This window comes from Sagittula marina, assembly GCF_014196795.1.
Classification (GTDB): domain Bacteria; phylum Pseudomonadota; class Alphaproteobacteria; order Rhodobacterales; family Rhodobacteraceae; genus Sagittula; species Sagittula marina.
The window spans coordinates 17,743-32,250 of the sequence record NZ_JACIEJ010000021.1; the positions used below are offsets into that span (position 1 = coordinate 17,743).

General features: G+C 59.5%; 17 protein-coding genes. 11 read left to right on the forward strand and 6 right to left on the reverse strand.

The features are described 5' to 3' along the window. The first annotated feature begins 28 nt into the window (after nt 1–28). From GGQ68_RS22940 to GGQ68_RS22970, 7 genes are all read left to right on the forward strand, one after another. Nucleotides 29–889, forward strand: a complete 861-nt coding sequence (locus GGQ68_RS22940; protein ID WP_183970163.1) for an FAD binding domain-containing protein — start codon at nt 29–31, stop codon at nt 887–889. Then, nucleotides 886–1,386 carry a (2Fe-2S)-binding protein gene (locus GGQ68_RS22945; protein WP_183970165.1) on the forward strand — a complete coding sequence of 167 codons (501 nt, stop codon included), beginning with the start codon at nt 886–888 and terminating at the stop codon, nt 1,384–1,386. The genes GGQ68_RS22940 and GGQ68_RS22945 overlap by 4 nt, the downstream gene beginning before the upstream one ends. Then, a complete protein-coding gene (locus GGQ68_RS22950) occupies nt 1,383–3,746 on the forward strand; it encodes a xanthine dehydrogenase family protein molybdopterin-binding subunit (protein WP_183970167.1) in 2,364 nt (787 codons plus the stop codon). Before GGQ68_RS22945 ends, GGQ68_RS22950 begins: the two co-directional genes overlap by 4 nt. Beyond that, a complete protein-coding gene (locus tag GGQ68_RS22955) occupies nt 3,743–4,204 on the forward strand; it encodes an SRPBCC family protein (RefSeq protein WP_089963105.1) in 462 nt (153 codons plus the stop codon). Before GGQ68_RS22950 ends, GGQ68_RS22955 begins: the two co-directional genes overlap by 4 nt. An 80-nt stretch (nt 4,205–4,284) precedes the next feature. Further along, nucleotides 4,285–5,358 carry a C4-dicarboxylate TRAP transporter substrate-binding protein gene (locus GGQ68_RS22960; RefSeq protein ID WP_183970169.1) on the forward strand — a complete coding sequence of 358 codons (1,074 nt, stop codon included), beginning with the start codon at nt 4,285–4,287 and terminating at the stop codon, nt 5,356–5,358. A gap of 41 nt (nt 5,359–5,399) precedes the next feature. Continuing rightward, complete coding sequence (locus GGQ68_RS22965; protein ID WP_165809966.1) at nt 5,400–5,945, forward strand: TRAP transporter small permease subunit; 546 nt, start codon at nt 5,400–5,402, stop codon at nt 5,943–5,945. Between the two features lies 1 nt (nt 5,946). Next, entirely contained in the window at nt 5,947–7,269 is a 1,323-nt protein-coding gene (locus GGQ68_RS22970) for a TRAP transporter large permease (protein WP_183970171.1), read from the forward strand. A gap of 151 nt (nt 7,270–7,420) precedes the next feature. On the opposite strand, the gene GGQ68_RS22975 is transcribed toward GGQ68_RS22970, so the two are convergent. Continuing rightward, nucleotides 7,421–8,122, reverse strand: coding sequence for an IS6 family transposase (locus GGQ68_RS22975; RefSeq protein WP_183970173.1), 702 nt, complete (start codon nt 8,120–8,122; stop codon nt 7,421–7,423). Between the two features lie 56 nt (nt 8,123–8,178). On the opposite strand from GGQ68_RS22975, the gene GGQ68_RS22980 reads away from it, so the two are divergent. Beyond that, nucleotides 8,179–8,694: a helix-turn-helix transcriptional regulator gene (locus GGQ68_RS22980; RefSeq protein ID WP_343056063.1), complete on the forward strand. Its 516-nt coding sequence runs from the start codon at nt 8,179–8,181 to the stop codon at nt 8,692–8,694. Nucleotides 8,695–8,896: 202 nt separating this feature from the next. On the opposite strand, the gene GGQ68_RS24945 is transcribed toward GGQ68_RS22980, so the two are convergent. After that, entirely contained in the window at nt 8,897–9,070 is a 174-nt protein-coding gene (locus GGQ68_RS24945; protein ID WP_183970175.1) for a DDE-type integrase/transposase/recombinase, read from the reverse strand. 573 nt (nt 9,071–9,643) lie between these two features. On the opposite strand from GGQ68_RS24945, the gene GGQ68_RS22990 reads away from it, so the two are divergent. Beyond that, complete coding sequence (locus GGQ68_RS22990) at nt 9,644–10,657, forward strand: replication initiator protein A (protein ID WP_425502996.1); 1,014 nt, start codon at nt 9,644–9,646, stop codon at nt 10,655–10,657. Between the two features lie 17 nt (nt 10,658–10,674). Here the strand turns inward: GGQ68_RS22990 and GGQ68_RS22995 are convergent, their stop codons facing one another. The 4 genes from GGQ68_RS22995 to GGQ68_RS23010 all read right to left on the reverse strand — a co-directional run bounded on the left by GGQ68_RS22995 (nt 10,675) and on the right by GGQ68_RS23010 (nt 12,137). Then, complete coding sequence (locus GGQ68_RS22995; RefSeq protein ID WP_183970179.1) at nt 10,675–10,884, reverse strand: plasmid partition protein ParG; 210 nt, start codon at nt 10,882–10,884, stop codon at nt 10,675–10,677. Beyond that, entirely contained in the window at nt 10,884–11,534 is a 651-nt protein-coding gene (gene parA / locus GGQ68_RS23000) for a ParA family partition ATPase (protein ID WP_183970181.1), read from the reverse strand. The genes GGQ68_RS22995 and parA overlap by 1 nt, the downstream gene beginning before the upstream one ends. 64 nt (nt 11,535–11,598) lie before the next feature. Next, nucleotides 11,599–11,886 carry a type II toxin-antitoxin system RelE/ParE family toxin gene (locus GGQ68_RS23005; protein ID WP_183970183.1) on the reverse strand — a complete coding sequence of 96 codons (288 nt, stop codon included), beginning with the start codon at nt 11,884–11,886 and terminating at the stop codon, nt 11,599–11,601. Next, nucleotides 11,883–12,137, reverse strand: coding sequence for a type II toxin-antitoxin system ParD family antitoxin (locus tag GGQ68_RS23010; protein WP_183970185.1), 255 nt, complete (start codon nt 12,135–12,137; stop codon nt 11,883–11,885). Before GGQ68_RS23010 ends, GGQ68_RS23005 begins: the two co-directional genes overlap by 4 nt. Nucleotides 12,138–12,416: 279 nt before the next feature. Here GGQ68_RS23010 and GGQ68_RS23015 point away from each other — a divergent pair, with 279 nt between their 5' ends. Together GGQ68_RS23015 and GGQ68_RS23020 are read left to right on the forward strand one after the other, a co-directional pair. Beyond that, on the forward strand, nt 12,417–13,124 hold the full coding sequence (locus tag GGQ68_RS23015) for a hypothetical protein (RefSeq protein WP_183970188.1): 708 nt from the start codon (nt 12,417–12,419) through the stop codon (nt 13,122–13,124). Further along, nucleotides 13,121–14,260, forward strand: coding sequence for an ImmA/IrrE family metallo-endopeptidase (locus GGQ68_RS23020; RefSeq protein ID WP_183970190.1), 1,140 nt, complete (start codon nt 13,121–13,123; stop codon nt 14,258–14,260). The genes GGQ68_RS23015 and GGQ68_RS23020 overlap by 4 nt, the downstream gene beginning before the upstream one ends. Nucleotides 14,261–14,508: the final 248 nt, after the last annotated feature.

Below are 14,508 nucleotides of genomic sequence, written 5' to 3' on the forward strand. Positions count from 1 at the left end.
GGAGGAGCTGCGGACCGAAGGGGGGAAAGTGAAATTACCATCGTTCGAATACCTGCGTGCGCGCAGCATGGAAGAGGCGTGGGCGCTGCATTCCGAGGCTGGGGGCGACGCTCTCTACCTGTCGGGAGGGCACAGCGTGGTGCCCTCTATGGCGTTGCGTTTGCAGGCGCCGTCGCGGCTTATCGACATCTCGCAGATCGCCGAGCTGCGCGGCGTGTCGGTTGCTGAAGGCGCGCTGCGCATCGGCGCGATGACCCGCCATGCCGAGGTGCTTGCTGACCCTTTGATCGCGCACCATGCCCCCCTGCTCTCGCAGGCTGCGCCGCATGTGGCGCACCCCGCGATCCGCAATCGCGGCACCATTGGTGGCAACCTCGCGCTGGCCGATCCGGCATCGGAATTCCCGGCCGCCGTGCTGGCGCTGCGCGCTGAAATCGAAGCGAATGGTCCCGATGGTCGCCGCCTCATCGCCGCAGACGACTTCTTTCTCGACCTCTACGAGACCGCCCTCGCCCCCGGCGAATTGCTGACCGCGATCCACGTGCCGCTGCCTCCCGAGAGCCGCCTTTTCGGCTTTGACGAGATTGCCCGGCGCCGGGGCGATTACGCTATGGTCGGCGTTGCGGCGCAGGCGGATGTTGCGGGCGGCGTGATCGCCGGTGCGTCGGTCACACTCTTTTCGGTGGGCTTTACCCCTGTGCGCGCCAGGGCGGCAGAGCAGGCGCTGGACGGCGCGCCCCTGTCGCCCGAAAGCATCGCCCGCGCGCAGGCGGCGCTGGCGCAGGATCTCGACCCGCCCGACGATCCCGGCTTTCCGCCAGAGCGGAGGCTGCAACTTGCGCGCGTTCTTCTGGGCCGGGTGCTGAGCCGAATGGAGCCGGTGAAATGAAACATCTGCTGAGCACGACCGTGAACGGTGAACAGGTTCAGGAGGCGGTCTCGCCACGCACCAGCCTTGCGGATTTCCTGCGCGAAGACATGGGCCTGACCGGCACGCATCTGGGCTGCGAGATGGGCGCCTGCGGTGCATGCCTCGTGCTGATGGACGGCGCGCCCGTCCATGCCTGCCTGGTGCTCGCGGTGCAGGCCGAGGGCTGCACGGTCGAGACCATCGAAGGGCTGACCGAAACCGGCGCCGCCGCCGATCTGCAGGCGCGGTTCCACGACCGCAACGCGCTGCAATGCGGCTATTGCACCAACGGCATGCTGATGAGCGCACAGGCGCTGCTGGCGGCCAACCCCGATCCCAGCCGTGACGAGATCCGTGACGCGCTGTCCGGCAACTACTGCCGCTGCACCGGCTACGAAGCCATCGTCGATGCCATCGCGGCCACCGCCAGCGACCGTGCGGGCCGGTCGGAAACAAAGACGGAGGCGGCGCAATGACCCTCCACATCGGCCAGTCGGCACGGCGCGAGAATGCCCGCCGCCACCTTGCCGGGCGCGGCCGCTTTGTCAGCGACCTTACCCTGCCCCGTATGCTGCACGCGGTCTTTGTCCGCAGCCCCATGGCGCGCGGCCGGATTCTCGAGATCGACACCTCGGAGGCCAGCGCCTGCCCCGGCGTCGTGCGGATCTTTACCGCCCCCGAACTGAACGTCCGCTGCACCCCCTGGGTCGGCACGCTGGGTCATTTCGCGGGCATGCAGAGCCCGCCGATGAACATCCTTGCCGAGGAAGAAGTGCTGTGGACCGGCCACCCGGTGGCTATGATCCTAGCCCGCAGCCGCGCCGAGGCGGAAGACGCCGCCGAACTGGTGATGCTCGACATTGAGGACGCCGAGCCTGTCACCGACGGGGCCGCCGCCCTGCGCCCCGGCGCACCACTGGCCAACCCCGCCGCACGAGACAACCTGTGTTACGAGGCCGTGCTCGAAACCGCCGACGTGGACGCGGCCTTTGTCGGGGCCGCGCATGTGGTCGAGACCAGCATGACCTTTGGCCGCCACACGGCCGTGACGCTTGAACCGCGCGCGGTGATTGCCGATTTCGATGCGTCGAGCGGTGCGCTCACCGTGCATCATGGCACCCAGACACCCTACCAGTTCCAGGACGTCTATGCCCGCCACTTCGGCCTGTCCGAGGGCAAGGTGCGCGTCATCGCCCCCGATGTGGGCGGCTCCTTCGGCATGAAGCTGCATGTCTACAACGAGGAAATGGGCGCCGTCGCGGCCAGCCTGATCCTTGGGCGCCCGGTGCGCTATGTGGCCGACCGGCTGGAAAGCTTCCTTTCGGACATTCACGCCCGCGACCACATCGTAAAGGGCCGCATGGCTCTGGATGCCGACGGCACAATCCTTGCGATGGAGGTCGATGACCTGACCCAGGTCGGCGCGGTCTCGGCCTATCCGCGCACCAGTGCCGCCGAGGGCAACCAGGTGATCCGCCTCATGGGTGCGCCCTACCGCATGCCCGACTACCGCGGGCGGCTTTCGGTCGCGTTTCAGAACAAGGTGCAGACAAGCCAGTATCGCGCTGTGGGCCACCCCATCGCCTGCGCGGTGACCGAGGCGCTGGTCGAACGCGCGGCCGAAGCCACGGAGCTTGATCCGTTCGAGATCCGCGCCCGCAACCTGATCGCCGACGATGCCTATCCGCATGTCTCGGCCACTGGCTATCAGTTCGAAAAGCTGTCGCATCAGGCCTGTCTGGCCAAGCTGCACGAGATGATGGACCCCGAGGCGCTGCGCGCCGAGCATGCCAGTCTGCGCAAGCAGGGCATCCATCGGGGCTTTGGCATCGCGTCCTTTGTCGAGATCACCAACCCCGGCGCGGCCTTTTACGGCGTAGGTGGTGCGCGGATTTCGGCGCAGGATGGGGCGGTTGTGAGGATGATGCCCTCGGGCGACATTCACTGCGCTATCTCGGTCACCGAGCAGGGTCAGGGCACCGAGACGATCATCGCGCAGGTGGTGGCCGATCAGCTGGGCGTCACGCCCGAGCGCGTGAGCGTGACAACTGGCGACACCGCGACCACGCCCAGCGGTGGCGCCACCTGGGCCTGCCGGGGCGCCGGCATCGGCGGCGAAACCGCCCTGCGCGCCGGGCGCAGGCTGCGCGACCGTATCCTGACGCTGGCGGGAGCGCTGGTGCAGGCCGATCCGGCCAGCCTGCGGCTCGAGAACGGCGCGGTGGTCGATGGCAGCGGGGCGGCCCGGATCACGCTGGAGGAGATCGGCCGCATCGCCACCTACCGGCCCGACACCCTGCCCGACGGGATCGACCATTCGCTGACCGTGGCGCATCACTTTGCGCCCACCGGCTACCCGTTCGATTTCACCAACGGTATCCAGGGATCGCTGGTCGAGGTCGATGTGGAGACGGGACTCGTGCGGATCCTGAAACACTGGATCGTCGAGGATTGCGGTCGCATCATCAACCCGCTGCTGGTCGACGAACAGATCCGTGGCGGTGTTGTGCAGGGGCTTGGCCCCGCCTTTTTCGAGGAATGCCAATACGATGCGGACGGGCAGCTGACCAACGGCTCGCTTGCCGACTACCTCGTGCCCATGGCCTGCGAGATGCCCGACATCGAGATCGCCCATATCGAGACACCCACCGGCGACACGATCCTTGGCGCCAAGGGCGTGGGCGAGGCAGGCACCGCCGCTGCCGGTGCCGCAGCGATGAACGCGGTGAACGACGCGCTGCGCCCGTTTGGCGCGCGGCTCACCCAGACCCCCATGACTCCGCTGCGCATCCTCGATGCGCTTGACGCGGCCCGAGAGGAAAGGACCGATCCATGAAGCTCGACGGAGAGCAGTTTCTGAACGCCGACCCGCAAACCGTCTGGACGGCGCTTTTCGACCGCGACGTGCTGGCAGGTGCCATTCCCGGCTGCGAAAGCCTCGACCAGCTCAGCGCGACCGAGTTTGCCGCCGTGGTCAAGCTCAAGATCGGCCCCGTTTCGGCCCGCTTCAAGGGTGATGTGGAGCTGAGCGACATCGTGCCCGGCCAGTCCTGCACGCTTTCTGGCAAGGGCTCCGGCGGGATCGCCGGCTTTGCCAAGGGCGCCGCGCAAGTGACCCTGACGCCCGAGGCGGGCGGCACGCGGCTGTGCTACGACGCCGATGTCGCGGTGGGTGGCAAGCTTGCCTCGCTCGGCAACCGGCTGATCGGCGCCACCGCTCAGAAACTGACCGATGCCTTTTTCGCCAACCTGTCCGATGCGCTGACCCCGCCCGAAGAGGCCCGGTCGGCCTGACCCGCTGGCGCGCAGCGGATGCGGCTCCGCCGCGAAAAAGGCGCGCAGAACAAAACACCATCCCTGGGAGGAGGATACCAATGACCACCACGCGCAGGGCCTTTCTGGCCACAAGCTCGGCAGCCTTGGCGCTGCCCTTTCTGAACACGCGCAGCATCGCGGCAGAGAACATCTCGGTGCAGATCGGGTCGAGCCACCCGACCAACAACATCTGGGTCTATGCCATGCAGACCGCGCTGCAACCGGCGCTGGACAAGCTGCTGGCGGACGCGGGCGGCGAGTATTCGGTGACCTGGAACGAGAACTACGGCGGCACGCTCTACAAGTTCAAGGACACCCGCGCGGCGGTGCGCGACGGCATCGTCGACGTGGGCATGGTGGGCACGGTCTGGGAAGGCTCGGCCATGCCGCTACAGAACGTGACCTATTTCACACCCTTCGCCAACGCCGACCACAACGTGACAATCGACATATTCGACAAGCTGACCGAAGAGCTGCCCGAGCTGCGCGCCGGATGGACCGACCAGAACATGGTGCACCTGTCGTCGCTGGTGACCGACAGCTACGACGTCTACGCCACCTTCCCCATCGCCTCGGTCGATGACATCAGGAACCGCCGTTTGAACGCGCCGGGCACCTCGGCCAACTGGCTGGCTGAAACGGGCTGCACGCCAGTCGACGGAGCGCTGACCACCTATTACACCGACATCCAGACCGGCGTTTCCGAAGGCACGCTCTCGTTCGCCAGCGGCATCCAGCCGACACGGGTCTACGAAGTCGCGCCGCATCTGACGCGGGTCGGCTTTGGGTCGATGTATTTCGGCGGCATCGCGGTCAACAAGCGGTTTTTCGACCGGCTGCCCGAACCAGTGCAGGCCGCGTTGAAGGAGGCGGGCAAGATCACATCGCGCGCGCATGGCGACTACATCACCAAGCGCACCACCGAGGCGATGACCGAGATGGAGGCCGCCGGGCTTCAGGTCACCGAGATAGCAACCGCCGAGCGGGAACGCTGGGCCGCGACCCTGCCCGATGTGGCCAAACCCTGGCTCGATGCCAACGGAGCGCCCGCGGCGGCTGTGGTGAAGGCATATTTCGCCGAGCTCGAAGCCCGAGGCATCAGCCCGGCCCGTGACTGGACCGCCGGGCTCTGACCCAGATGGCTTCGGTCCCGCGCGCAACAGAGGGAGTTCCCATGCAACGCGCCAGTTTCCTGTCAACCGGCCTGCCCGCGCTTCGGCGCGGGCTCCAGCTTGTCCTGAACGCCATGGCGGCTGTAGGCGCGCTGTGGATCTTTGCCATCATGATGCTGATCGTGGCCGACGTGGTTGGCCGCAACGTGCTGGCCGCGCCGATCATCGGCGTGGCCGAAATCTCGGCCCGTTCGGTGGGTGCCATCGTCTTTCTTCTCCTGCCCCCTGCCGCGCTGAACGGTACGCTTATCCGCTCGGACTTTCTGCCGCGCGGCATCCAGCGCTTTTCGCCCCAAACCGTGGTGCTGCTGGACGGGCTCTTTGCACTTGCCGGCGCGATCATCTTTGCGCTGGTGGCCAAGGCCGCCTGGCCCGACACCCACGATGCATGGACCAGCGCCGACTTTTTCGGCGTGCGCGGCGTCTGGACCCTGCCGACCTTTCCTTTCCACCTGCTTGTGGTGCTGGGCGCCGCAGCCACCAGCCTGGCCTTTGCCGTTTCGGCCATCGAAACCCTGCTGAAGCACCGTATCGAGGGACATTTCTGAGATGAGCAGCATCACTATCGGACTGATCCTCATCGGCGTGCTCTTTGCGCTGGTCCTGCTCGGGATGCGCATTGCCGTGGCGCTGATGGTCGTGGCCTTTGCCGGCGTCTGGATCATTCGCGGCAATTTCGACCTCGCGATGAGGCTCATGTCGATCACCGCCTACAACGGTGTTGCCAGCTATCTTTTTGCCACCATTCCGCTGTTCGTGCTGATGGGAAACCTGGTCAGCATCTCGAATGTCGGCAAGGACACGTTCGACGTGGCCGAGACGCTGCTGCGCCGCCTGCTCGGCGGGCTGGGCATCGCCACCGTGGCCGCCAACACCGTCTTTGCCGCCGTCACCGGCGTCTCCATCGCCTCGGCGGCGGTGTTCACCAAGGTAGCCGTGCCCGAAATGACCCGCCACGGCTACAAGCCGTCGTTCTCGGCGGGGACCGTGGCGGGCAGCTCGGTGCTGGGGATGCTGATCCCGCCCAGCCTGCTGCTGATTATCTACGGGGTGCTGGCCGAGCAATCCATCGGTCGGATGTTCATTGCGGGGCTGGTGCCCGGCGCGCTGCTGGCGGGGGGCTTTGTGCTCTGGATCCTGCTGGTCGCGAAATTCGCGCCCCGGCTTGTCTTTGCCGCGCCTGGCGCGACCGACACGGCCGAAGAGCCCGTCCAGCCGCCGCAACTGAACGGAATCGACATCCTGAAAAAGATCGTGCCCATCGTCCTGCTGGTCACCTTTGTTCTGGGCGGGCTCTATTCCGGTTTTTTCACTCCGACCGAGGCCGGCGGCATTGGCGCCTTTGCAGCGCTGATCGTGGCGCTTTGCCGGCGCAGCCTTGATCTGCGCCGCAGCTGGGCGGTGCTCAGCCAGACCGGGGCGATCTCGGTCGGCATTCTGGCACTGCTGATGGCCGCCGGGTTCTACAGCCAGATGCTGGCCGTCGCGGGCATTCCCGCCGCCATCGGCAATTTCGTCACCGGCAGCGGCTTTGGCCCCGTGGGCTTTCTGATCGTCTACGTGCTTCTGGTGCTGCTGCTGGGCATGATCCTCGACAGCAGCTCGATCCTGCTGATCGTCGTGCCCATCGCCGCGCCGATCGCGCAGACCCTGGGTTACGATCTGATCCAATTCGGCATCATCACCGTGATCGCGGTGGAGGTTGGGTTGCTCACTCCACCTTTTGGAATCTCTATTTTCACGGTGCATTCGACCCTAGCAGACCGGAGTGTGTCGCTAGAGTCGATCTTTGTCGGTGCCTTGCCTTATGTCGGCGTCATGCTGGGCGTCTTAATCCTAATCGCCGCCTTTCCAGCGTTGATCATCGGATGACCCCACGAAACGGCATCTAATATGCCATAATGGTTCGATCGCAGCCGAACGGAAGGCACATCAATGACGACGGGGCGACAGCTGCGGAGGTCTTCGCCGGGTATTGCCAAGTTGTTGACAGCAGAGTGCGCTTCCCTGTGAAGGGCGTGGATCACGCGGTCATCTCAGCGGTGTAATCGGCCCAGAGGCTGAACGCATCGTTGCGGGCGTGGCGGTATGAGGATGCTGTGAGTTGATAGCGCCGGGGACGGAAAATGAGGTTGATCTGGTCGTGCGCGGATAGAAACCTCTGTGCCTGCCGGTGAGACTTGAACCGACCCATTATTTTCTCCCGTTTGCGGGTTGGCCGATGCGAAACTTCTATCGCGTTGTTTAGGCCTTTGTGGGCCCGGTGGTCAGCGTTCGGAGCCTGTGTTTTGACCGGCTTGATATAGCTGCGCAATTTGTCGGTTATGACCACTCTCGGCTCGCCAAACTGTGAAACCAATCTTTGGAAAAAGCGCTTTGCTGCTTTGGCGTTCCGACGTGTCTGCACGAGAATATCTCCATCTGCGTCGATCGCGCGCCACAGCCAATGCTTCTTGCCCCGGATCGTGATCACGACCTCATCCATGTGCCACTTGTCGCTCGGCCGCGGACGTTCGCGGCGGATGCAATCTGCAAAATGCGACCCAAAGCGATTAACCCACAGTCGGATCGCCTCCCGGCTGACAATCACACCCCGAGCAGCCAATAGGTCTTCAACATCAGCCGTGCTCAGGGCTAACCGGTGATACGCCCAGACAGCGAACGCGATGATTTCACGTGGGTAGCGAAAGCCCTTCAGGGGCGGCAAATCGATTGGAATGTTCATGAGGCAGACATACCTCTACCAAACCCAGTCAACAACTTGGCAATACCCTGGATGTCATTTCCGCCGTATCCCGCGCCATTGCCGGCAGCCAGTCCCTGCGGATCCGCTATGTCTCATTGAGCACTGGTGCCACGGATCGTATCGTATCTCCTCACGCTTTGGTCGATAGCGGGTTGCGGTGGCACATGCGTGCGCATGATGAACGTCGTGACGGTTTTCGTGATTTTGTTCTGACCCGGATCCAACAGGCTGAGGTGATCGGCCCAATCCCTACCAGTGCCAATCGGGAACTGGACGAGCAATGGATGCGGATCGTCCCCATGGAGCTTGTTCCACATCCTGATCTTGAACAGCCACTGGCGGTCGTGGCGGATTACGGCATGACACGAGGTGTTCTACAGCTGCGGCTGCGAGCATCGCTCGTAGGATATGTGACCCAGTTCTGGGGGATCGACACGACGTCAGACCACAGCCTAGATCCAATGCGCCATCAGTTGTGGTTACGCAATACCGCGACGCTCTATGGAGTCGAGAGCCTAGAGTTTGCACCTGGTACTAAAATATTAGGCTGATCCGGCTTCAAATGTTTAACGCGCTGTTCATCATCGATTGACTGCTGGATGCCGATATGCAGGGCCGGGCTCAAATCGGCCTGCGCATTTGTTGCCAAGGTGAAATCCGTGATTGAAACAGCCCCTTGCGGATAGTGCGGAAGATCTCGATGTCAGCGAGAGCTGCCTTTGCACCAGCCAAGGTCTGGAAACTTCGCATGGGTCACAGTCGTTGTTTGAGCGCAGCGTGGTTACTCTCGATCCGGTTGTTCAGATATTTGTGATCCAAATGCCGGATCGCGTCTTGGGGTCCGAGCCGAGCATTAAATTCACGAACTACCCTAGCATACCTCTGCGCTTTGTCCGTGAATGGTACAGGCGGAGCATCTCCCTCCAAGGCTCATCGACATGCCACTGTAGCCCGAACCAAGAGTACCATAGCCCGCTTGCGAACTCAGCGATGTATAGTCAATGCTCCGACCATCACACCGCGCTCTGCCAGCATGTCTCGTACATTCATGCACGACAGCGAGTATCCGGCAATACCAGCGAACCGCCATCAGGATGATCCGATGTCGTTTGAACGGATTCTTTCTCTGCTGCATCGGCTATTCCACCTTCACAAACAAGCAAAACCTGCGGCCTCCGCCGAGTTAATACAACAGACCCAAGCTGGGTGTTATATATGTGTTAGACTCTGTGTTACGCGAATCATCAATCCCTCTATCCATTTGAAATGATTAACTTAAACAGAGTTATTTTGACGCTTCGGTGGGTGATCTTACGATAAGGGGTGGGTGATCTTACGAAAGATGGTGGGTGATCTTACGAAAGCCTGCGGGTGTGTGAAGTTACGAAGTGTCTTGCGTCGGTGGGTGAAATTACGAATAGTGCGTACATGGTGGGTGATATTACGAAACAGGATAGAACGCCTCTCCTCCCCTTGCGACATGCTCAAGGGGATTTCTTTGTGTGCGATATTTTCGACGCCGCGCCTAAAGGCGATATGGCCTCGATGGCACATCCTATTTTTACCCTCTCGACCAAGCCTGACATCAAAAAACGCCGCTATGTGGCCACTGATCGAAAAAGCTACGTTGAGGTCAGGCCCAACATGATTGGGCTTGCGACTGTCCATGACCGCGACGTATTGATCTACTGCATCTCGCAAGTAATGGCTGCTCTGAACGATGGGCAGCAGGTACACAGAACTCTTCGCTTCAAAGCCTATGATCTTCTTGTAGCGACCAACCGCCCTACTGCCGGGACCGGTTATACGGGCCTTAAAGCCGCACTGGAGCGCCTTCAAGGCACCCAGATCGAAACCAACATCACAACGGGCGGTGTGGAACAGATCGACGGCTTTAGCCTGATTGACCGTTATCGGATCGTCCGTGAAACCCGCGACGGTCGCATGCTCGATCTAGAAGTCACCCTTTCCGATTGGGTGTTCAACGCCATTGCTGGTGATGATGTGCTGACGCTTAACCGGCGCTATTTTCAGCTCCGCAAGCCTCTGGAGCGCCGTCTGTATGAGTTGGCCCGCAAGCAATGCGGGACGCAGCCGGAGTGGAAATGTGGCCTGGACAAGTTGAAGGCTCGAACCGGCTCTACGTCCTCTGATAAGGAGTTTCGTAGGCTTGTTCGGGCGATCTGCAAGGCCGACGAAGAACACAACCACATGCCGGATTATTCTTTCCGACTGGACGCGGATATTCTCACGGTGACGCCAAAGCCGGAATTTCTGGAAAACTACACTGCAAAGCCAGAACAGGACGGTCTGACAGGCGGCTATGTCCTGCCCCTCTCGCAAGACACGCTTGAACGCGCAAAGGAGTTAGCCCCGACATGGGACATAAGGGTTTTGGCTGGAGAGTGGCGAACCTACGCGGCCAAGCAAAAGGAGCCGCCGAAGAACCCAGACGCCGCGTTTCTCGGATTTTGTAAGAGCTGGTTTAAGAAACGCGGGCGCAACGGTTGGTAGCCCATCCACTCAAGTACTCATCTACTCAAATACTCAGACCAAAGATCGCGGGTAATGTCCGAGATTGAGCGTCCTTCCTCCACCGCTCTCATCTTGATCTTTCGATAGAGCGTTTCTTCAATCTCCGCATTGAGGCGCTTCTTCTTCTCGGTTGTTTCGGTGATCTCGTGCAGGATGCGCTTGCGGGCGTCATCACCCCGGCTTGGACGCTTTGCGGACAGTGCCATTACGCCACCTCCCTTTTCGCCGGTTCCAACATCGCCAATATCTCATCGCTCAACGCCGTAGTCTCTGCCCTCGCCTTGGCATTGTCAGCGTCAAACACGGTCAGCCCTTCAGATGCGGTCTGGGGATACACCTGTCGTTGTGTGATCGTTGTTTTGCAAATGGGCAATGCGTAGTCATCCAAGGCCGTCCGCACATCGCTGCTAAGCCGGGTTCCCTCTACGACACGAGAAACCACAAACCCTGCACGCGGTGATCCGTCAGTTACTTCCTGGCGGGCCTTGATGAAATCCACTAGGTCCGACGCTGCCCAGATGTCGTATGGAGATGGTTGAACGGGGATCAGAACGAAGTCGCTGACCTTGATACAGGCGGCGATCATGTCTTCCAGCTTTGCCGCTCCGTCGATCACCACATAGTCGTAGTTTGCGGCCATACTGGTCAGCGTCCTGACGTTGTTTGGACGGTCCAGCGCGACCAGTTCGATTGGATTATCTTCGCTGGCTGCGTGCCAGTCACGGGCGCTGCCTTGTGGATCGCTGTCCACGATCAGGACCGAGTGTCCCTGTTCGTGCAGCGATCTGGCGAGATTGGTGCTGATGGTGGTCTTGCCGCTCCCACCTTTTGGATTCAAAACGGAAATAATGCTCATGCTCTGCCTCATTTGTGTCTTTACTCAAAAGAGTAACTGAGTGTTTGAGTTGAGGCAAGCTCGGCTACAGATGCCGTCCCACATCCATGCTTTGGTGTAGGATGCGGATCACTTCGATCCCAGCCTTTGTTGTTCTAAAAAAGACGAAGTGCTTTCCAACAGCATGTTTCAGGTAGCCTGAACGCACGCCCACGTCGCGTCCTCTTTTTTCACCGCGTGCAAGACTGATACAGGTGTTTTGAACATCATCTGTATAGTGGTCAGCCTGGTCTGCACCCCATTCTTCGACGGTGTAGTCCCAAATGTTATCGAGGTCCGCCGCTGCTGCAGGCGAGAAGGTGACAAGGCTCATCCGTTGACCTGATTAAGTCCTGCCCGTTTGCGCGCCTTGAACTCGTCAAAGTCAAAGGGCTCCGGTTTTCCAGACTGCTCGCCCTCGATCAGAGCGTCTTGGAGCGCCTTCACCTTGCCTTCATGCTCTTCGAGCAAGCGCAGACCTGCGCGCACAACGTCGCTGGCCGAACAATAGCGGCCGGCCTGAACCTGAGTGTCGATAAAGCTGGCGAAGTGATCGCCAAGGGACATAGATGTGTTTTTGGGCATGATGCACCTCCTGAAAGGAGGTTATGCCAATATTTGGTACATATCAAGGTCACACAATTACTCAAACACTCATTTGAGGCTGAAGGTAGGCTTTGAAAATGCGGGGCAGGGGGCGCCCATTTAACATACAAGGCTTTATGCGTCTTTTCTTACACGGAGACTAAACAAAGTTAGGGATATAACCACCGTTCAAGTGGATCAAACTTCAAAAGTTACGCGTCAAAACTTGCGTTTTTCATAACTATCTGTATCTATGGTTGTGGCTAAGGCGGAGAACCGATGGATTCCTTTGAACGGCTTGATGCAGACATCCGAGCAAACCTCTCGAAAGAATTCGTTGAGGCGGCAGAAAGCCGTTTGCACTGGGAGTATTCCTCGTCATTTGACATTGCGGAACGGCAAGGCGCAGGGCTGGTCTACGACAGACCTGATCCCCTCAACCAAAATCTACTGGAACGGCATATGAGGACACGTTCTAGCTTTGGAATGTCTGCTCTGACAGCCGCCGCCCTCGATGTAGGTGCCGATGTCGAGAACATGCTCCTCCCAAACGGTCAGCGTAAGTCCATCGTTAGAATTGGGTGCTTTTGTTTCATTGCGGAAACCATCCTAGACCTCTCCCACCGGCCTGCGGTGGCTGCATATAAACAACGGCTAGCAGGAACTAATTCCGCCATTAGACAACTTGAGATGGACCTAGGAGACCGGCCTGTTCTTCAAGCGGATTGGACTGGGTGCCATCTTGGGGTCTTGTTGCATGGATGCAGGGGTGATGCTTTCACTCGAACAGGAACCGGACTGAACATGTTCAGAATCGCCTTCCCAAACTCCTCATACGATAGCTGGGTTTGGAATAAGGATGTCCTTTCCAGCCAGCTCAGTGATGATCTGGGATGGACCAAATCTCCCGCCGACAGAGCGCCGAAGCAATTTGACAAAGTCGCAGTTAGGTTGCGCCCCGCTTCGGAACGTCGAGAAACAAAATGAAACGTGGAGTGACGAACTTTGTACCGAGCCGACTTAGTCTGGCTCGCAGCCGTAGGGGAATCAAGAAGAAGGATTTGGCTGAACAGCTTGGCGTTAGCAGTGAAGCTTTGCGCAGTTATGAGAATGGCGCGGCAGCACCAATGCCGGACAAGGTTCGGCGAATGGCTGAAGTGCTGAGGTTTCCTGAGCACTTCTTCTCAGCCTCGGTACAAAAAAATGTATCTCCGCATGTTTTTTGGCGCGATTTGAAATCCGTGACTAAGGCGAGTCGCGAAGCAGTAGACGCTCGTGTTGTCTTTGCATGTGAGGTGTTCTCGACGCTGGAAGATTATGTCGAGTTTCCCTCACTCAACCTACCTAGCCTTAAGCTTCCTTCGCATTGGTCTGATATATCAGAATACGACATCGAAGCCGCCGCTGAGGCATGCAGGCTTGAATGGGGGCTAGGTGAATACCCCATCCCAGATATAACTTTGGCTATTGAGAACATCGGCATTCCGGTCCTTGCCCCGATGATAGAAAACCGAAAGCAGAGCGGCTTTGCTCATTGGGATGAAGTTTCCCAAAGACCTTTTGTGGGACACAATAAGCGTCACACAACCGCTGCGCGCGCGCGCTTCAATCTGGCGCACGAGTTGGGTCACATACTTCTTCATCAAAGTGTTTCGGATGATGATCTGGAAAACAAAGACTACTTTGATCACATAGAAATGCAGGCACACAGGTTTGCCGGGGCACTGCTTTTCCCGAGAACAGCATTTTACCGTGAGGTGCGTTACGCTTCCTTGTCCACGTTTGAACTTTTGAAGCGAGACTGGAACATTGCGATAACAGCACAAATCGTTCGTGCGAAGCAACTTGGGGTTATTGACGAAAACAGAGCAACTAGTCTCTTCGTTGCTGCAGGCCGAGAAGGATATCGATCACCTCAAGGTGAACCGTACGACGACATTGTGCCTGTCGAAGAACCAAGAATGCTGAGAAGAGCCGTCGATGCAATCGAGGAAGCGGGTGAAATGCATCTTGAGGTTCTGAAGCATCGAATCCCTTTGCCGGAAGATGAAGTGCGAGAACTTGTTGGTAGGAGCTTTGAGCCAACAGTATCGAATGTGGTCTCATTTAGAAAGTTGTTCTAGTTGGCGGTTCCGGTGCATAAGTCATGGAACTTCGAACACACTGTCGTTTCGTAGCAATATCAGTAGCATAATGCGGTGCTTGATTCCGGTGCGGGTTCTCCAAATTGTTCATTGAACAAAACTTCCTTGCACCCACAAAAATCGTCTAGAGCGTGACCTGCCCCCTTCTGGTCCCTCACTTATAACGAGAGTCTGCAGGTTGGGTTTGGGTATTCGGCTTCGCCGTCTGGCGCAAGCGCGCCGGGCGC